The organism is Hymenobacter perfusus, from assembly GCF_003944765.1.
Taxonomy (GTDB): Bacteria; Bacteroidota; Bacteroidia; order Cytophagales; family Hymenobacteraceae; genus Hymenobacter; species Hymenobacter perfusus.
Genome location: NZ_RWIU01000002.1, coordinates 715,500 through 731,243 on the forward strand (window position 1 = coordinate 715,500; position 15,744 = coordinate 731,243).

General features: G+C 61.0%; 22 protein-coding genes. 15 read left to right on the plus strand and 7 right to left on the minus strand.

The window, feature by feature from the left end:
- Positions 1-186: 186 nt before the first annotated feature.
- The 5 genes from EI293_RS09200 to EI293_RS09220 form a co-directional block, all read right to left on the minus strand.
- Positions 187-720, minus strand: coding sequence for a hypothetical protein (locus EI293_RS09200; RefSeq protein ID WP_125436828.1), 534 nt, complete (start codon positions 718-720; stop codon positions 187-189).
- Positions 721-738: 18 nt separating this feature from the next.
- On the minus strand, positions 739-2,799 hold the full coding sequence (locus EI293_RS09205) for a hypothetical protein (RefSeq protein ID WP_125436829.1): 2,061 nt from the start codon (positions 2,797-2,799) through the stop codon (positions 739-741).
- Between the two features lie 331 nt (positions 2,800-3,130).
- Positions 3,131-3,622, minus strand: a complete 492-nt coding sequence (locus EI293_RS09210; RefSeq protein ID WP_125436830.1) for a hypothetical protein — start codon at positions 3,620-3,622, stop codon at positions 3,131-3,133.
- 24 nt (positions 3,623-3,646) lie between these two features.
- A complete protein-coding gene (locus tag EI293_RS09215) occupies positions 3,647-3,970 on the minus strand; it encodes a hypothetical protein (protein WP_125436831.1) in 324 nt (107 codons plus the stop codon).
- 103 nt (positions 3,971-4,073) lie between these two features.
- A complete protein-coding gene (locus EI293_RS09220) occupies positions 4,074-4,346 on the minus strand; it encodes a hypothetical protein (RefSeq protein ID WP_125436832.1) in 273 nt (90 codons plus the stop codon).
- A gap of 51 nt (positions 4,347-4,397) precedes the next feature.
- Between EI293_RS09220 and EI293_RS09225 the strand changes: the two genes are divergently transcribed.
- From EI293_RS09225 to EI293_RS09235, 3 genes are read left to right on the plus strand one after another with little or no spacing between them, the layout of a single operon-like run.
- Entirely contained in the window at positions 4,398-4,655 is a 258-nt protein-coding gene (locus EI293_RS09225) for a hypothetical protein (RefSeq protein WP_125436833.1), read from the plus strand.
- Between the two features lie 31 nt (positions 4,656-4,686).
- Positions 4,687-4,974 carry a hypothetical protein gene (locus EI293_RS09230; RefSeq protein ID WP_125436834.1) on the plus strand — a complete coding sequence of 96 codons (288 nt, stop codon included), beginning with the start codon at positions 4,687-4,689 and terminating at the stop codon, positions 4,972-4,974.
- Between the two features lie 11 nt (positions 4,975-4,985).
- Positions 4,986-5,300 (plus strand): hypothetical protein, encoded by a 315-nt coding sequence (locus EI293_RS09235; protein ID WP_125436835.1) that lies wholly within the window; start codon positions 4,986-4,988, stop codon positions 5,298-5,300.
- 38 nt (positions 5,301-5,338) lie between these two features.
- On the opposite strand, the gene EI293_RS09240 is transcribed toward EI293_RS09235, so the two are convergent.
- Positions 5,339-5,617, minus strand: coding sequence for a hypothetical protein (locus tag EI293_RS09240; RefSeq protein WP_125436836.1), 279 nt, complete (start codon positions 5,615-5,617; stop codon positions 5,339-5,341).
- A gap of 9 nt (positions 5,618-5,626) precedes the next feature.
- Positions 5,627-5,980, minus strand: a complete 354-nt coding sequence (locus EI293_RS09245) for a hypothetical protein (RefSeq protein WP_125436837.1) — start codon at positions 5,978-5,980, stop codon at positions 5,627-5,629.
- A 256-nt stretch (positions 5,981-6,236) separates the two neighbouring features.
- On the opposite strand from EI293_RS09245, the gene EI293_RS09250 reads away from it, so the two are divergent.
- From EI293_RS09250 to EI293_RS09305, 12 genes are all read left to right on the plus strand, one after another.
- On the plus strand, positions 6,237-6,593 hold the full coding sequence (locus EI293_RS09250; protein ID WP_125436838.1) for a helix-turn-helix domain-containing protein: 357 nt from the start codon (positions 6,237-6,239) through the stop codon (positions 6,591-6,593).
- Positions 6,594-6,659: 66 nt separating this feature from the next.
- On the plus strand, positions 6,660-6,995 hold the full coding sequence (locus EI293_RS09255) for a hypothetical protein (RefSeq protein ID WP_125436839.1): 336 nt from the start codon (positions 6,660-6,662) through the stop codon (positions 6,993-6,995).
- The gene (locus EI293_RS09260) at positions 6,988-7,194 is read left to right on the plus strand and encodes a hypothetical protein (RefSeq protein ID WP_125436840.1); all 207 of its coding nucleotides are present in this window, start codon (positions 6,988-6,990) and stop codon (positions 7,192-7,194) included. The genes EI293_RS09255 and EI293_RS09260 overlap by 8 nt, the downstream gene beginning before the upstream one ends.
- 242 nt (positions 7,195-7,436) lie before the next feature.
- The gene (locus tag EI293_RS09265; protein ID WP_125436841.1) at positions 7,437-8,789 is read left to right on the plus strand and encodes a hypothetical protein; all 1,353 of its coding nucleotides are present in this window, start codon (positions 7,437-7,439) and stop codon (positions 8,787-8,789) included.
- Between the two features lie 33 nt (positions 8,790-8,822).
- Complete coding sequence (locus EI293_RS09270) at positions 8,823-9,101, plus strand: hypothetical protein (RefSeq protein WP_125436842.1); 279 nt, start codon at positions 8,823-8,825, stop codon at positions 9,099-9,101.
- Positions 9,101-9,505, plus strand: a complete 405-nt coding sequence (locus EI293_RS09275) for a hypothetical protein (protein WP_125436843.1) — start codon at positions 9,101-9,103, stop codon at positions 9,503-9,505. Before EI293_RS09270 ends, EI293_RS09275 begins: the two co-directional genes overlap by 1 nt.
- Positions 9,506-9,781: 276 nt before the next feature.
- Positions 9,782-10,429 (plus strand): hypothetical protein, encoded by a 648-nt coding sequence (locus EI293_RS09280; protein WP_125436844.1) that lies wholly within the window; start codon positions 9,782-9,784, stop codon positions 10,427-10,429.
- Positions 10,410-11,702, plus strand: a complete 1,293-nt coding sequence (locus EI293_RS09285) for a hypothetical protein (RefSeq protein ID WP_125436845.1) — start codon at positions 10,410-10,412, stop codon at positions 11,700-11,702. Before EI293_RS09280 ends, EI293_RS09285 begins: the two co-directional genes overlap by 20 nt.
- 2 nt (positions 11,703-11,704) lie before the next feature.
- The gene (locus EI293_RS09290; RefSeq protein ID WP_125436846.1) at positions 11,705-12,985 is read left to right on the plus strand and encodes a hypothetical protein; all 1,281 of its coding nucleotides are present in this window, start codon (positions 11,705-11,707) and stop codon (positions 12,983-12,985) included.
- Positions 12,986-13,810 carry a hypothetical protein gene (locus tag EI293_RS09295; RefSeq protein ID WP_125436847.1) on the plus strand — a complete coding sequence of 275 codons (825 nt, stop codon included), beginning with the start codon at positions 12,986-12,988 and terminating at the stop codon, positions 13,808-13,810.
- A gap of 3 nt (positions 13,811-13,813) precedes the next feature.
- Positions 13,814-15,181 (plus strand): hypothetical protein, encoded by a 1,368-nt coding sequence (locus tag EI293_RS09300; RefSeq protein ID WP_125436848.1) that lies wholly within the window; start codon positions 13,814-13,816, stop codon positions 15,179-15,181.
- A gap of 2 nt (positions 15,182-15,183) precedes the next feature.
- Positions 15,184-15,741 carry a hypothetical protein gene (locus tag EI293_RS09305; protein ID WP_125436849.1) on the plus strand — a complete coding sequence of 186 codons (558 nt, stop codon included), beginning with the start codon at positions 15,184-15,186 and terminating at the stop codon, positions 15,739-15,741.
- Positions 15,742-15,744: the final 3 nt, after the last annotated feature.

Consider the following 15,744-nt stretch of genomic DNA (forward strand, 5'->3'; position numbering starts at 1 on the left):
GAAAAAAAAGGAGATGTCGGAGGTGCTGGAATTCAGCGTCACTCAGCCGTTACCTAAGCACCGCTGCCCCCGTCGCACCAGTGCCTCCTCGGCCGGCTTCTCGTGACAAGCCGCCACCAGCAGCGGCAGGCTCAACAGCAGTAGGGGGCGTAGGGGTATGGAGTTGCGGACTACCATCTAAGTAGCCTACCGCTTGATAGGATTAGTCGTCAGCCTTAAGCTCAACCCAGAATTAGAGCCAGCAGGCATCCCGTTGCCCCGCTGGCTTCCATCCAGACTGTTCTTGAGCAGAAGTAGGACGCGGTGTGGATCCTCTAGATTTCCTTCAATTAGCTTGGAGGCCGTGCGGGGTGCAACAGCCTCCTTGGCCCGGTATACTTCCACCATGTGGCCTTCACCAATGGCCCGGTGGCAGATGCCACGCATGTAGAAGGCATTAAACTCTCCCTCTGCAAAGGTCAGATGCGCGTTTTCTGGCACCTTGCGCGTAACGGCTCCCTGCTTCTCATGCGTGAGAAAACAGTTGTGCTGCTGGAGAGCTGCCGCGAGTGTTTGCTCGTTGCCGTTAGCTACGGCCTCACGCAGCAACTTTGGATACTCTGCACGACCAGTGTCGTTGAATCGCTTGCTAGAATGGAGTTGACTTGTCTTGGTGGCTTGTTCAACCTCTATCAGCATATATTGACGAGTTTTTTCGTCTAGATTTTGAAAATGGAACATGTGAAATTATTTTAATGATTAGGCACGTCCAATGCCCAATTTGTCAAATAGAATTTGGTTGCGCTGTTTAGCGTCCTTAATTAGTTTGTCGAATGAAATAACCTCAAAATATGCCTTTGTATTTGGGTTGTACCAAAAATATCCTTCTCCATCTGCAGTTTCAGTAAATCCTCTGTCGCTGGCATAGTCTCTTACTGGTTGAATTAGGTCGCATATGACGTAGCAGTAAAACTTAGCGCCTTTGGGATTTATTGGACGACCATCATCTGTTTTCGCTTTGCCAGAATGAACGTAATTTACATAGCGTTGTACTTGCGCTATTGGGTCGTCATCCTGACCGGAATAATAATCTCGCATTGGTCTTTTAAACTCAATTATAGTAAAAGTATCAAAAGGTGCAGATTGACTATCTGTATAAAGTAGATTTTTATTAATCTTTGTAGTTGGTGTTAATATTATATCTGGTTTAGGAGAATCTTTATCGCCTTCATCCAATGGTTTGTCAGAACGTAAATATCTGTGATAAGAAAGTCTTTCATCAATTAACCACAAATTGTGTTCTGAATAATCAACCTCATCTGAAGTTTTTCGCATAGGAAAGACTATATTATGAATTCTCGATTCTTTCTCATATGTATTGTCGTCAGTCAACTTTAGAGCTTTTTCAAATAGCATAAGAATCATCTTCCTTTGAACGACATAATCAGCTAAATCTGATTTTGTCATATCATTGATCATTCCCATGATTTTTTGTAGATCCTTCGTGAAATCCTCTGTATTTGGATGATTTGCTTGACTTTGATTTAAAATTCTACCAACTCCTATACGAGTTTCTATAACAAGATCATTGCGAAGTTTGTGTAATTCGATATCTAATTTATCATAGCTAAGGCCAAGCTTGATCTTGTCAATTCTTTCTGTGTATTTAAGAAGCGATTTGTATTGGGGGGCTTCAGACTCCACAAATTCTCTAATATAGTCCTGCTTTTCCTCCCGTATGGCAACTAGGAATTCATCCAAATGCTCATGAATACTTGTTAGAACACCAGCTTGTATTTCCTCAAGTGAAAGGAGAGGGCGCCCAAGAGTCTTTTTGCTTGGCGCTTTTTCAGGTATGTTAAGCTCAGTACGTTCTCTATTCACGTGTTGGTCTAAGTAAATACTACTTACAAGTACGAACACGTCAAATAGCTGGCCATTGCCATCTTGCAATGGACGCTGGAGATTTGGAATTAGGCTGGCTAATGATTTAGAAACTACTACGCGTTTGTTGCCACTATATAATATAGAGTGCCTCGCTTTGCCATCTTCATTTTTTATATATAGGAATGCAATATGAAATGTATAGGAAGATATTTCTACTGAATCAGCGTCTTTGTCTAGTAAAAATTCTTGTTGAAATCTGTTTTTGAGATTGAACTGTGTAGAACTATTATGGCTAATGTTTTCGCGTAAAATGATATCGGGGCAGCTATTGTCAACTAAATAATCAATATGGTGTTCGATAATAGAATCAGCAAGTTCTTCTAATGGAATAGAATATGGTTCTACATATTCAGGTTTTATATTCCGAAGAAATAATTTCGTTCCACTTGATTTATTGCTATCTTCTAGTAATGGCGCTGATTGAGGGTCAACAATAGGGTCTTTGTCATTCAAGATAAATGAAAAAGAACGTTTGTGTAATTTTTGGTCGGATAAATCCTTGTACACGGATCTTATTTCGGCGTGGTCAAATACTTTTAACCATAAAAATCTGCCAATACCTTTACATCCTCTGTTTAACTTATATGTAGACTCAGCAGTTTGAAAAGACACATAATTGTTTTTAGTAAATCCAACGCCATTATCCTCGATTACAATGTCTTTTACAGGTTGTAATCCATCAATAGGAGAGCCATTGGGGTCACGCCGAACTTCAATTTCAATTTTTCCTTCTAGGGTAGGGCGATTACGCTGAGCATCATCAATAGACTGAAGGGAGTTAACAATAGCCTCATGTAAAGCCATTAGGCTTTTTTCAGCAGGAAGTTGAATATTATTCACTTTCCCAACTACATTGGTTTTTATGCGTGGCATGTTGTTCTAATATCAGAAAAGGGCTGTGGTTAGGGCAGCCTGTGGCTTGTTTGTTTACCTGCATTTCCAGCAGATGAATGCTGTGTTCCTCAAATAACCTCTGCGTTGTGCTTCACAGAGATACAAAGATCAATTAGCCCGGTTATGCCCCCCACGGAGCAACGACGGCATCTCTGGTTGCTGCCAGAGCTTTGAGAAAGTACAGGCTACATTTTGCCCATTTCTCTGTCAATATCAGCGCTGGAGTCAATGTCAGGAATGAGTTGGTAGACAAGGAGAAGTAGCCCGAGTAAGACCAATACTCCAATTAGTATCTTCTTCAGCAGTCGCATCAATTAGCCCGGTTATGCCCCCCACGGAGCAACGACAGCACTTCCTCCTTGGCGGCGATAAGCGCGTCTTTCGATTCAATCAATGCGTCTCGGCTGGCTACAAGCGTCCAGAGCATCTCAACCTCTTTCTGGGCAGACGCTAGGTCGCGGCGGCATTCCTCCAGCGTGACGTTGTTGGTGATGGTGTTGTGGTTGCCCGAGTTGGTCTGGACGTGTCCCTTGTTCTTGGGCGCGGAAACGCTTGTATCCTGCGACGTCGAGCCGTCAGTGAGAAACATCTCACCTCGGCCGAGTAGCAGCCACATTGGATTTAGGTTCTCAATTGTAGCAACCAAAGCACCGATATAATCGGCGCTAGGAACTGAGCCACGATCAATGTAGCCTCTTGTCGTGCTTTCATTGACGCCATACTTCTGACTAAAGCTCCTGGTATTTAAGCCAAGTGATTTGATCAAAATTTTAAGCCTTTGACTTACAGTCTCTTGAGACATATATAACCCGATTGTGTATTTATTTTAAGCCCAATTGTATACTTGTATCTCAATCGGGCGTATGTTTGTACGTACTCGCTGCCCAAGTAAAGCATCCGGCAGCCAAAGCGTCCAAACACGATGGAAGAGCCCGCCGCTTATCAAGTCCTTGAGAACACCCTCCACCTGAGCGAGCCGATTGCTGCGCTGCTGCGGGAGAATGGCTTTTTTACCACCCGCCTCGTGGATGCCGGCGAGGAGCAGGCGGTACTCGGTGGCTGGAATGGCCCGGGTGGGCAGCATTTCCAGGCCACCTACCAGCTCAACACCCGCACCGGCCGCCAAACCTTCGAGCTGAAGGCCCGGCATGGCGCGTACCGTGCCGAACTGGGCCAGCTGCTGGTGCGCGGCCCCGAGGACGTGCAGTTTCTGCTCGATGGCTGGCTGGTGCTGGCCGAAGCCCGCGCCGCCGCTACCGCTGCCAGAGCTGCTGAAGTAGCCGCAGCCCCTCCAGTAGCAGCTCCCGCTCCCCGGCCCACGAGTGATGCACGTGGGGAGAAGGGGCCAGCAGCTCCAGCAGATCATCGGCCCGGTACGGCACCGAGGGCTCCTGCGGCAGGTAGTTGAACAGAAACCGCCGCGCCTGGGCCAGCGGGCCGTTGCCATCCGTCTCCTGGCCCTCGGTGGCCCCTTCCAGTTGCTGGCCGAGGAGTTGAAGCTGGGAGAGAGGGGAGAGTTCGGCCATTAAGCAAAGACATACATACGCGTTCCAAATCTACTCTTTTTCCCCATTCTCATGACGGAGAAGCAGAAATACTATGCCCTGCAAGCCCTCGTGTGCGAGCAGCTGCCCCACTTCGCCGTGGATCGGGCCATTCGCGCCGGCTACGGCCAGCAGTACGCCTCGGCCTCCACGCGCCTGGCGCACGTCAAGCAGGGCAAAGTGGCCAGCCTGCCCGATCTGCTGGCCCTGGTGGAGCATTCGCTGCCCGAGTTCCCGATTCCCGCGCACCTGCGCCCCGAGGGCACCAGCGCGCCCCTGTTCGAGAAGTAGTCCACTTTTCCCTCTCTATACCCGCTTTGCTATGCACCTCAACACCGACCCCCAGGCCCCGGCCCGCCGCCCGTGCCTGCGCGATTTGGCGCGCCTGACGACCACGCTGCTGCCGCCCGCCCTGGTAATGCTCACGCCCCTGGAAGAGCTGGAGCGCCGCTGCCAGGAAATCGATTTGACCCACCCCGAGTACCGGGAGGAAACGCCGCTGGTGCGCGCCTACGAGCGGCGGCGGCGCACCCAGCTGAGCGGGGCGCTGCGCCTGGTGCGCACCGGCACGGCCGCGCCCGCCTTCTCGGAATCCGCCACGCGTGCCTAACTGCCCCGGCCATGCCCAAACAGCTGTTTTTCCCGCCGATTTCGCTCACCGATGCCCGCACCGGCAAGCGCGTGCGGGTGCAGGAGTTGCCCCAGGGAGCCGCCCTGGTGCCCACGCCCGAGCCCATCCTGGGCTACACCTACCAACGCGGCCACCTCACGGTGTACGTGAGCGGCCCGATGGCCCCCGAGCTGCGCACGGCCCAGCAGGAGGGAAGCCTGGCCCAGGAAGTGCTGCTGGTGGCCCAGTTGCCCGCCGGCATCCGCGAAATCGACCTCACCGACTGCCGGCGCGAGTTTCGCCTGCTGCTGCCCCAGGCCGCCTGATGGACGCGCACCCTGTGCTTCCGCGCCCGGTACCGGGCTTACGCTACCAGGCGGGCCACGGCCAGCAGCCGCTCCTGCACCTGCGTCCAGGGCAGGCCGTGGGCCAGCCGGCCCAGGGCCTCCAGCTCCGTGAGGCCCTGGGCCACGCGGGGCTGCTGGTGGCGGGAGAGTGGCAACAGCCGGGCTTCGCGCAGCAGGCTGGTCCACTCGCGCACGTACATGCCCAGCTGCAGCTGCTCCAGGTGCGTGCCCGCCTCAATACTGGCCACCAGTTGGGCCTGCCGGTGAATGACCACCAGCTGATACAGTCCCGACATGGCCACGGCTCAGGAACGCTGCCCGCGCGGCGTGGTAGCCGTGGTGGGCGCCGCCGCCGCCAGGGGCGGGGTGCGCTTATCGAACTCCGTGAGTACGTCCAGGGCCTGCCGGGCCTCGCTGAGCTGCCGCTCGCGGCTGCTGGCCGGAAAGGTCGCCGCCGCCTGCAGGTTTCTAATTACGCTTTCAAAGCGGCGCAGCAGCGCCGTTGGGCCCGCCTGCAGGGTTGGGTAGGGCACCTGCAAGAGGTGGCGCAGCAGCTCGCGGCGAATAGCAAAGAGAACGGTCGGGCCGAAGCCGGCCGACGATTCACTGGTTTCCAGCTCAGCGCGCAGCTGCTGGAGGCGAAGGTAAAGGGCAGTCATAGGGGGGGGATGTGTCCGCCTGTACGGCCCGGTTTAGGCCCGGGTTGCCATTTTAAGGCCGTTTTAAGGTGGGCGGGCCGTCTGCTGGTGCCGCTATTCCCCCGGTGGCCATGCGGGAACAAATGAGCGCCACCTTACCCGGCCCCCGCAACCTAAGCCTCCGTGACATAGGCCCCCGCGACCTAAGCTCACTCGTGGCCCGCCGGCCCCTGTCCGCCGCCCCGGCCTTTTCTTCCACCCCTTCGCCTTCGCTGCCATGACCCGCGACGACCTTGCCACCGCCGGCTTCATCTCGGAACACTTCCAGGCCATTCTCTCCCAGCTGCAGGTGGTGCAGCAGGCCCTGCCCGCCGCCGGTGGGCTGCCCCGCCTGCTGAGCATCGAGCAGGTGATGGAGCACTGCGGCGTGAGCCGGGCCACCGTGCAGCGCTGGCTGCACAAGGGCAAGCCCGGCCGCCACGGCGGCACCATCCGGCTGCAGGCCTACTGGTTCAGCGCGGCCCAGCCCAGCATTCCCTGGCCCGCGCTGGCCGCCTTCGGCCAGGGCCTCGACTTCGACCTGGCCCGCCTCGATGGGGGCGACCAGGAGCCGGGTGCCCGCCGCGCCGCCTAGCCGCTTCGTCGCCGCTTGGTTGCCGCTTTGTCTTTTCTCTCACCGTCTTTCTCGCCTTTACTGCCCATGAGCACCGCCCGCCTCTATACCGGCCCGGCCGGCCGCCTGCTGGCCGATACGCTGGCCTCCAACCTGACCCCGCCGGCCCGGGTGTACCCCACCCAGGAGCTGCCAGCCCCCGACCCGCACCGCACCCAGCGCCTGCGCACCGAGCGCGCTGAGCTGGCGCGCGCTTTGGCGCAGGACCGGCGGCTGCTGGCCCTGGCCGCCGGGCAGGCCGGGCGCTTTCCCCAGGAAGTGGCCGACATCCGCGCCGACGTGCGCCGCTACGAGCAGCGCCTGGCCGAAATCGAACTGGCCCTGGCATCGGCCGGGCAGAAGGGAGGGCCGGCCGATGCCTAAGCTCCCGCCTTTCCTGTACCGCGTGCTGGGCCTGCTGCTGCTGCTCGCCCTGGTGCTGTTCGTGCTCAAGGCCGCTGGCCACCTGGCCCTGAGCTGGTGGTGGGCCACGGCCCCGCTCTGGGCCCCCTGGCTGCTGGCCCTGGCCGCGGCCGTGCTGCTGCTGAGCGTGAGCCTGCTGCTGCGCACGGTGCGCCGCTAGGCCCCGCCCGTTTTCCATCCCGCACACCTATGCACACCGCCCCCGTCGGCGCTTGAAGAAGCCGACCGTTCCCACGGATGGGAATGAACTAGGGACCGGGCCAGCGCGCGCTGGCCGGGGGCACGGAGGCCCAGCAACCCTGGCGCCGGCCACGAGCCCACCGGACGGGAATACCCGCCCCCCGGCCCCGCTCTGGCCACCTTTTACCCCGCTCTCACTCACCGTTCGCTCGCTCTTTCTTCATGTCCGCTCACCCCATTCAGCTTCTCCCGCTTAGCCAGTGCCTGCTGCAGTGGCACCTGAAAGTAGACGATTTGTGGCACCGTACGCCCCCCATTGAGGTGACCCGCACCATCACCCGGGGCACGCGGGCCGGCGTCACCGAGACGCTGCTGCGGCGCGGCAGCCGCGCCGTGTGCGACGGGGCCAAGGCCACGGGCGAGGAGCTGCTCAAGCAGTACCGGCGCAAGGTGGAGAAGATGCTCCTGCAGCCCTTTCTCTTTGGCCTGCTCGTGACTGACACGGGCGAGCTGACGCTGCCCAGCATCCTGGTGGACGCGCGCCAGCTCATGCAGAAGCGCAGCCTCACCGAGCGCACCATGCGCAACCACCTCGCCCAGCTGCTGGCCGTGGGCTTTATCAGCCGCAAAAAGTGGCACGGCCGCCAGCGCAGCTTCGAGCTGTGGATACACCCCAGCTACGTGTGCAAAGCCCCCCAGAACGCCCCGCAAATGCCCGTAGCGCCCCTTTCTGAATTCACCACGGTAGCCGCTCAGTTATCCACAGACGGTACAAAATTTCCGGTTATTAAGCTTCTGGAAGATCATAAAGAGCAGAAATTAGAAATCGGGCAATGTGGAGAAAATGCCTCCAGCGGTATTTCAAAAAGACCCTCTCAGGAAGCGGAGGCCAGCAACCAGGGGGGACGCGCCGTCCTGACGGCGAAACAGGGGCAGGGGGGCGGCGCGGCGGCCCCGGCGGCCCAAACCCCGCCGCCGGCCGGGCGGCCCGCCCCGCCCGAAATTCCGGCCAACTACCAGGCCTACGTCATCGAAGCGTGGCTGCTGGCCAAGGCCCTGCTTTACGCCGAGCAGCGGTTCTCGCCTGTGCAGGAGCAGCTGGCCCAACAGGCCATTCTGCGCGGGGTGTACCGCGGCTTCACCGATCAGTACTTCGATTTTGCGAAGTACCACAAGGGCGTGCTGCGCCGCATGGAGCTGGTAGAGAAGCACTTCACCCGCCACGCCGGCCGCTATTACGCCCCCATGCCCTGGGCCGAGATGGTAACGGGCCGCGGCTACTTCGACTGGGAAAACGAGCGGGGCTTCAAGGGCACCCTCAAGTGGCTGGTGGCCGACCAGCGCGCCGAGCAGCTGGCCCGCGTGAACCGGGCGGTCAGTAAGCTCATCGGCGAGCTGAAGCTGCGCCGCAAGATCGAGCTGGGAGAGAAAGTGCCGCTGCGCGTGCCCCGCCGCCTCGTGGAGCTGGATAACCGCCGCACCCTCTACCACCAGCACATTGCCGCTCTGGAGCAGCTGGGCGGCACGCTGGCCACCGACAAATACCACAAGCTGGCAGAACCCCTGCTGCGCTAACTACTTCACTTCCACTTTTCCAATTCCCCCCCCATGGCCCAGTTCACCGAAGAGTACAAGCGGAATGCCCCCTTTAAGATGCGCGTCTACTTTACCCACGTCAAGCCGGGCTCCGCCGGCCAGTTTGATATGTACGGATTCTACACCTCCGGCCGCTACCAGGTAGCGGACCCCACTGGCTATGCCCTGAAGCAGCTCAAGCGGGAGGCCGAGGAAATGGGCGCTCGTATCGCCCGGGCCATTATTTACGACAACCAGGCCTCGGGCAAACCGGAGTACACCCGCCTGGAGAAAGGCGTCTGGACCCGCTGATGCTCGACCTCACCCACCTCTCCCAGCAAGTGCCCCTGTGGCCCGAGGAAGCCCGCGTGCTGCGGGCGGCGCTGGAGCACCACCTGGAGCACCTGAACGGCCGCAGTGCCCAGGGCCAGCTCACCCTGCTCGATGCGCTGGCGCTCCGGCCCCTCAGCCGCGTGCACCAGCAGCTCACCCGCATGCTCTGCGGCCTCTGGCCCCGCCACGAGCGTCGGCCCGGCCGGCCGCACAGGCAGCGCCGCTGGCGCCTGAGCTTCGAGGAGCTGCTGCTGCTCAACCGGCTCTACTCCGATGGTACCCTGGCCGCTTGTCTCGAGGGCCCGCCCCGCGTGGAGTTGCTGCGCATTGGGGGGGAGATGCACCGGGCGGCCCAGAACCTGAGCTACTACTTCCGGCTGTGAAACCGGCTGGAAAACGCGCCGCTGACGGGGTGCTGAAACAGGTAAATACGTGGTGTAGATCAGGTGGGATAGAAGATGAAAAATCAGGTAGTTATCTAGTGGTTGAACCTTTGCTTGAGGATTGGATATTAGGTATATTGTTCCCCTGCTAACACCCCCCGATTCCTGCTCCATGCTGCCCGCTTTCCTCCCCTCCGCGCCAGGCCTGGCGCGGGGGCTGAAGTCCTTTATCCTGCTGCCAGCGGTCGGTAGTTTTGATCTATTCTAAGCCCCTGTATGCCGCAACTCCTCGCTTTTCCGGTTAAGCCTCACGTGCTGAAGTATCTGAACACGCACCTGGGGCATGACACCTACGTGCTCAGCAACGCCGACCGCTTCGGCAAGATGCTCTACCACCTGCTGCGCCGCCAGGTGAAGGGCAAGCTCCACCACGCCGGCAGCCGCGAGGACTGCACCCGGGTGCTGCAGCTGGACATGCGCAACTTTCCGGTGCACCAGTACGGGCTGAAGGAGTTCACCGACTACACCATCTTCCAGTTCAACGACTTCGTGGATGAGATTCTGCGCGAGGAGCTGTATTTGTGGGTGCGCCAGTTCGTGAACCGCACCACGACTATCCGCGAGGTGATTCTGGATTTCATGGGGGCCTACGACCTGCGCGAGGAGGACGTGCAGTACGAGACCCTGCGCAAGGGCGTGCAGCGCAACTGCAACCTTAAGGAGCTGAAAAAAAGACGGCCCAAATCGGTAGTCAAAATGTCCCAAAAAACGGGCGGTTTGTCGCGTAAAACGGGTGAATTGTCCCAAAAAACGGATGATTTGTCCCGCGCCGGCCAGCACCGTGCTGTTCGTCAGGAACTTACGCAGCTGCCCGGCAGCCTCACCGACTTCATTCGGCAGCATCATGGAGCCGGGGTACAGTAACCTGCGGCCCGAGCCGGGCGAGGCCAACCTGGGCGGGCTGGAGCTGTTCTGGTACACCGATGCCCGCAACCTGCTGGGCTTCCCCGAGCGGGGCCAGCTCACGCTCGATATGCTCCCGCTCGTAGAAGGCGCCTGCTGGTACCGGCTGGTGCCCACCCGGGGCACGGCCGACTACGACCAGAAGCCCAAACCCAACGGCCGCCACGGCGACACGTTCACCCAGCTGCTCAAGGGTGTGCTGCCCCGCCACACGCCGGGCCTTTCGGAGGCCCTGGAGCGGCTGCAGGGCGGCCGGTTCGTGGTGCTCTACCGCGACCTGAACGAGCAGGTGCAGCTGGTGGGTACGCCCGCGTTTCCGCTGGAGTGGCAGGACAGCTACACCACCGGCTCGCAGAGCAGCCGCAACGGCTTCGCTTTCCAGTTCGCGGGCGAAACCCTGCGCCGGGCGCGGCCTTTCCTGGGCTCTTGGCTGGTAGCCGATGGGGAGCTGACCTACGAGGAGCCCGGCACCGGTGGCCCGCTGCCGGGCGGCGGCGGCGGCAGTGGCGGCGGGGGCGGCACCAACCGCCTGCTCACGTTCATGGCCAGCAACACGGTAGGCAATGTGCAGGCCGGCGAGCAGGTGACCGTCATGGACGATGAAACCGGCCAGACCACGCAGGAGATGCTGACCAAGGATTCCCCGGTTCAGGCCACCATGCAGGCCAGCAACCCGGTGCGCCAGTTCGGGGCCGCCGCCGGCGTCACGCTCAGCTACTCGGTGACGGAAGGCACGCACCCCATCACGTCGGTGCTCGTCAACGGCCAGGCCCAGACCTATTCCGATGGTAGCCCGCGCCTGGACGGCTCGGTGAGCACCGCCACGGCCCCGAATGCCGACGCCACCTTCGCGCTACTGGCCACCGATGCCTCGGGGGCCACCGCGCAGGCCTCGGCCTCGGTGCGCTACCAGCACCGGCGGTTCTGGGGCGGGATGGTGCAGGACCCTTTTGGGCTGGACGATGTGCAGCTGAGCGCCGTGCTGCGCACGCTGAGTCAGGAGTTCAGCGCCGGGCGGGGCCAGGATTTCAGCCTCGCGCTGTCCGACCAGTTCGTGGTGGTGGCCCGGCCGGCCGCCCAGGGCGCGGGCGCCTTCGTGGTGAACGGGCTGGCCAACAACGCCTTCCAGACCCGCACCTTCCTTTTCACGAATTCAGACGGCTTTACCGAGTCGTTCGTGGTGGAGCGCAGCGCTTCGCCCGACACCGGCAGCTTCAACATCAGCATCCGCTAATCATGCATCCACTCGGTACCACAGTACTGGACGCGGTAACCACCGCCTCCGACAACGGCAAAAACTCCACCTGGGCCCAGCAAAGCACCTGGGACAAACCGGTGCGCGACCTCTCGGAGCGCGACGCGCTGAAAGTGGCCCCCGACCGCGCCCTGAACGCCTACGGCAACGGCTCGGGCCTGCGCACGGTGAACATGACCGTCACGCTGCTCAGCGGCGTGCGCTACCAGCTGCGCATTCCAAACTTCGGCCTGCTGGTAACGGCCGCCGACAAAGTCAACGCCCTGGCCGACAACGCCAACTGGGTATTGGTGCAGGACGGCGACCCGGCCGCCGCCGTGGCCATCCTGCGCGACGGCGTGCCGGCCATCGGTGATACGCTCAAGAAGCTGCACCTGCGCCTAGCCACGGCCGAGGCCCTCATCGGCAACGAGGCCGGCGACGGCAATACGCTGGTCGATACCATCCGAGAGCTGCTGGCCGTGTTCGAGCAGTACCCCGAGGGCGTGAACATGCAGATGCTGCTCAACGACATCGAGGACCGGCTGGCGGCCCTGGAAGCTCAGCCGGCCGGCGACGGCGGGCCTTTCACGGTGGCCGGCATTACCGAGCAGATTGCCGGTTTTGCGGGCGTGAGCGACTTTACGGGCAACAATGAGCAGTTCTGGAATAAGCTGCTGGTCAAATCCTACGCGCCCACCACGAGCCTCTCGGCCGACAACCCGCTCCGCCAGAAAGGGGCCAGCACGGCCGTGACGCTCAACTACTCGGTGGGCCGGCGCACCAATACCGTGGCCTCGGTGGTGGTGGCCGGCCAGGCGCAGCTTAACCCCGACGGCTCGGCCAAGTTGGCCGGCACGGTAGGAGCCAACACGGCCCCCAACACCAACACCGACTTCTCCGTGACAGCCACCGACGCAGGCAACCTCAGCAGCAGCTCCACCACCTCTGTGCGCTACACCAGCAAGCGGTTCTGGGGTGGATTCGGCACTGACCCGGCCACCATGTCGAACATCGAGCTGTCGGCCGCGCTGCGGGCGCTGGCCGGCCAGGAGCTGGAGGCCTCGCGCCAGCAGACCCGGAGCACCACGCTGGGCAACCAGTACCCGGTATTTGCCTGGGTGGCCACCGCCGGCAACGGCAGCTACACCGTCAACGGCCTGCCCAACAATGCGTTTCAGGGCCGCACATTCCCGTTTACGAACTCCGATGGCTTCACCGAGGACTACCGGATTGAGTGGGGCAGCAAGGACACGGGCACCTTCACCATTGGCGTCAACTAGATGAACCAGCACGCCCACCCGGCCGGCACCCAGGTGCTCGACGCGCTGACCACCGGGGCGGCGAACGGCAGGAATACGCACTACGCGCAGCTGGGCAACTGGGGCCGGGGGGTGGATACGCTCTCTGAACTCTACGCCATCCTGGTGGCCCCGGACGCGCAGCTGAATGCCTACGGCGACGGCTCCGGCCAGCGCACCAACGGCATGACGGTGCTCGTGCGCGAGGGTGCGCCGGAGCAGTGGTACGAGATGCGCCTGCAGGTGGCCGGCTTCGAGCAGCTCAGCCCGGCCGCCCGGGTGGCCGCCCTGGCCGATAACAGCAACTGGCAGCGGCTGCCGGCCGCTGCCTCGGTGCCAGGAGGTAGCACCGGCAGTGCCGGCAAGGGCACGAAAATCACCTTTCCCGGCCGTTACTCGGTCCAGAACCGCGTGCATGAGCTGCCCGCCGGTACCCGTTCCCTCGATGTAAAGACGGCCGCCGGCCGGGAGCTGGAGCCTGAGGTAGACTTCGTCCTGGATCTGGTGGCCACGCCGCCCACCGTGACCATCACGGCTCCGCTGGCGCAACTGGAGGGCGTGCGGCTCTGGGGCTACACCTACCTCACCAGTACCCGCACCAAAGTGGTGCTGGGCCTCTACGACGCCGACCATACCACGTTCACGCTGGCCGTGGGCGTGCGCGACGTGGCGGTGTTTTTCGGCAGCGGCCTGGCCCTGGAGCCGGATGAGGATTACACCTACGATGCCGGCACCTGCCTGCTTACTATCACCGCCAGCCTGGCGCACTACTCTGGCCGCCGGGTGTGGCTCTGGGCTTACAATTAACCGATGGACGCACTGGAAATAAAGGAAATCAGCGGGTTACGCGCTGAACTGGATCAACGGGCCACCACGCAGTACGTGGACGGCTCCGACCGGGCGCTGCAGCTGCAACTCGACCAGGTGGAGAGTGACCTGGTGGATCTGGAAAATGAAGTCGTCGTACACGAAACCCGCCTGGATGTGCTGGAGGCCCGGCCGGTCGAGGACTCGGCCGCCGACCGAGCCCGCGCCAACCACACCGGCACCCAGCTGGTCGCTACTCTTTCTGACTTCACCCCGGCGACCACGGCCCTGATTGATACCGCCCTGGCCCCCATCCGCGCCCTCATCGGTGCGGAAGCAGGGGATGCCGATGCGTTTATCAATACCATCCGGGAGGTGCTGAGCGTGTTTGCCTCCTCTCCGGAGGGCTTCGATATCCTAACCGCGCTGGCCGGCAAGCAGGCGGTGCTGCCGGCCCATGTAGCGGCTGCGCTGGCCGCTTCCAATGCCCCCTCGGCGGCCAACCCGTTTGCCACCATTGCCGACACGAGCGAGGGGCGCTTTCGCGGCGTGTTCGATCCGGACCGCGTGTACCTCGTGAACGATTTGGTGCTGCACCGCAACGCGCTATGCTCGGCCTCATTCCGGCACGAGGCCGACCCGACGCCTGGCCACTACCCGGGCGAAGAAACTGACCTGAACAATCCGTATTGGTTTGTTCTCCTTGAAGGCTACGACCCGCAAGCAGGGCAGGCGGCTGACTGGCAGTTCGCGGTATCGCTGGACGGTACGTTCAACGGCCTCTACGACAGCCTCTACAGCACCGACAACCGTTACTTCGACCTGCGTTACGCGGCCGGCAGCGGGCTGATTGAAAACACCTCCCACAACCGCCAGCTGCCTGGCGCGCCGGAAGAACCCGTGCCGGCTGGCTACACCATCTACGTGCGGGTACCGGCCGGCTTTCGGCCCGTGTCGCTGGTGGCGCAGGACTACAGCGACACGGATTTCAGCAGCGGCATCGGCACCGAGGACGGAGAACTTCTGCTGGTGGCCGGCGATGTGGTGCAACTCATTCACCGGCAGGCCGGGTTCTGGGAAGTAGGCCTGTGTAGTGGGCCGTCGTTCAGCGGCTCGGGTGGGCCGGAATTCCCACCCCTCACGGCCGCTGAACTCGACGCCGACAAGCAGGACTGGGCCGGCCTGGGCCTGCGGGCTGCGGTGCTGCGGCTCATCAACGAAGGGGCCGGTGGGGGCGGTGGCACCGTGGACCCGCCAGCTGATCCGCCGGCCGCCGCACCGACCAACCTGGCCGTGGACCCGGGCCGCAATGCGTCCTTCACACCGGCCGCCGGGACCACGGCCACCGATTACGAATACCAATTCTCCTAAGCATGGCCTACCAGAATCTCCCGAGTCCGTCCGTCGTGAACGGCAAGATCAGTTTCGTGGTGCCCGGCACGACCGGCGGCGTGCTCTCCGTGCGCCGCCGGGCCGTGGGCACCGGTGTACCAGGCGAAGCGGCCGTGGTGGCCGTGGCCGCCGCCGCGCCGCAGCTGCTCATCGACCCGACTTTCCAGGTACCGTTCACGGGCAATGAAACCACCGGCTGGGTGTCTGATGCGGAAGTGCAGCGTCTCGGCGCGGGGCAGGTCCGCTTCAATGGCCCGGAAACGCGGTTTCTGTTCCAGCGCATTTCCATGCTGGCCGGCCGGCGCTACTACGTGCGGGTGGACATCAGCAGCTACACCAGTGGCGGTTTGGACGTGGGCATCGTGGGCTTCAACAACGACATGGATGGTCTGAACCCGGTGCGGCAGATGCAGAGCACCGGCACCTTCACCTCCATCATTACCACCAGCATCAACCGCGAAAACCGCTTTTACCTGGTCACGAATGCCAACACCAACCTGGTGGTTTCGCGCTTCAGCCTCCAACTCCTCGACGACTAACTC

What these genes read in the sequence shown, in the direction of transcription:
- EI293_RS09245 (WP_125436837.1), bottom strand. Translation starts at nt 5,980, where the DNA reads ATGACTGCCCTTTACCTTCGCCTCCAGCAGCTGCGCGCTGAGCTGGAA.
- EI293_RS09230 (WP_125436834.1), top strand. Translation starts at nt 4,687, where the DNA reads ATGCACCTCAACACCGACCCCCAGGCCCCGGCCCGCCGCCCGTGCCTG.
- EI293_RS09255 (WP_125436839.1), top strand. Translation starts at nt 6,660, where the DNA reads ATGAGCACCGCCCGCCTCTATACCGGCCCGGCCGGCCGCCTGCTGGCC.
- EI293_RS09215 (WP_125436831.1), bottom strand. Translation starts at nt 3,970, where the DNA reads ATGCCGGGCCTTCAGCTCGAAGGTTTGGCGGCCGGTGCGGGTGTTGAG.
- EI293_RS09300 (WP_125436848.1), top strand. Translation starts at nt 13,814, where the DNA reads ATGGACGCACTGGAAATAAAGGAAATCAGCGGGTTACGCGCTGAACTG.
- EI293_RS09200 (WP_125436828.1), bottom strand. Translation starts at nt 720, where the DNA reads ATGTTCCATTTTCAAAATCTAGACGAAAAAACTCGTCAATATATGCTG.
- EI293_RS09280 (WP_125436844.1), top strand. Translation starts at nt 9,782, where the DNA reads ATGCCGCAACTCCTCGCTTTTCCGGTTAAGCCTCACGTGCTGAAGTAT.
- EI293_RS09210 (WP_125436830.1), bottom strand. Translation starts at nt 3,622, where the DNA reads ATGTCTCAAGAGACTGTAAGTCAAAGGCTTAAAATTTTGATCAAATCA.
- EI293_RS09220 (WP_125436832.1), bottom strand. Translation starts at nt 4,346, where the DNA reads ATGGCCGAACTCTCCCCTCTCTCCCAGCTTCAACTCCTCGGCCAGCAA.
- EI293_RS09275 (WP_125436843.1), top strand. Translation starts at nt 9,101, where the DNA reads ATGCTCGACCTCACCCACCTCTCCCAGCAAGTGCCCCTGTGGCCCGAG.
- EI293_RS09240 (WP_125436836.1), bottom strand. Translation starts at nt 5,617, where the DNA reads ATGTCGGGACTGTATCAGCTGGTGGTCATTCACCGGCAGGCCCAACTG.
- EI293_RS09260 (WP_125436840.1), top strand. Translation starts at nt 6,988, where the DNA reads ATGCCTAAGCTCCCGCCTTTCCTGTACCGCGTGCTGGGCCTGCTGCTG.
- EI293_RS09270 (WP_125436842.1), top strand. Translation starts at nt 8,823, where the DNA reads ATGGCCCAGTTCACCGAAGAGTACAAGCGGAATGCCCCCTTTAAGATG.
- EI293_RS09235 (WP_125436835.1), top strand. Translation starts at nt 4,986, where the DNA reads ATGCCCAAACAGCTGTTTTTCCCGCCGATTTCGCTCACCGATGCCCGC.
- EI293_RS09205 (WP_125436829.1), bottom strand. Translation starts at nt 2,799, where the DNA reads ATGCCACGCATAAAAACCAATGTAGTTGGGAAAGTGAATAATATTCAA.
- EI293_RS09265 (WP_125436841.1), top strand. Translation starts at nt 7,437, where the DNA reads ATGTCCGCTCACCCCATTCAGCTTCTCCCGCTTAGCCAGTGCCTGCTG.
- EI293_RS09285 (WP_125436845.1), top strand. Translation starts at nt 10,410, where the DNA reads ATGGAGCCGGGGTACAGTAACCTGCGGCCCGAGCCGGGCGAGGCCAAC.
- EI293_RS09225 (WP_125436833.1), top strand. Translation starts at nt 4,398, where the DNA reads ATGACGGAGAAGCAGAAATACTATGCCCTGCAAGCCCTCGTGTGCGAG.
- EI293_RS09305 (WP_125436849.1), top strand. Translation starts at nt 15,184, where the DNA reads ATGGCCTACCAGAATCTCCCGAGTCCGTCCGTCGTGAACGGCAAGATC.
- EI293_RS09250 (WP_125436838.1), top strand. Translation starts at nt 6,237, where the DNA reads ATGACCCGCGACGACCTTGCCACCGCCGGCTTCATCTCGGAACACTTC.
- EI293_RS09290 (WP_125436846.1), top strand. Translation starts at nt 11,705, where the DNA reads ATGCATCCACTCGGTACCACAGTACTGGACGCGGTAACCACCGCCTCC.
- EI293_RS09295 (WP_125436847.1), top strand. Translation starts at nt 12,986, where the DNA reads ATGAACCAGCACGCCCACCCGGCCGGCACCCAGGTGCTCGACGCGCTG.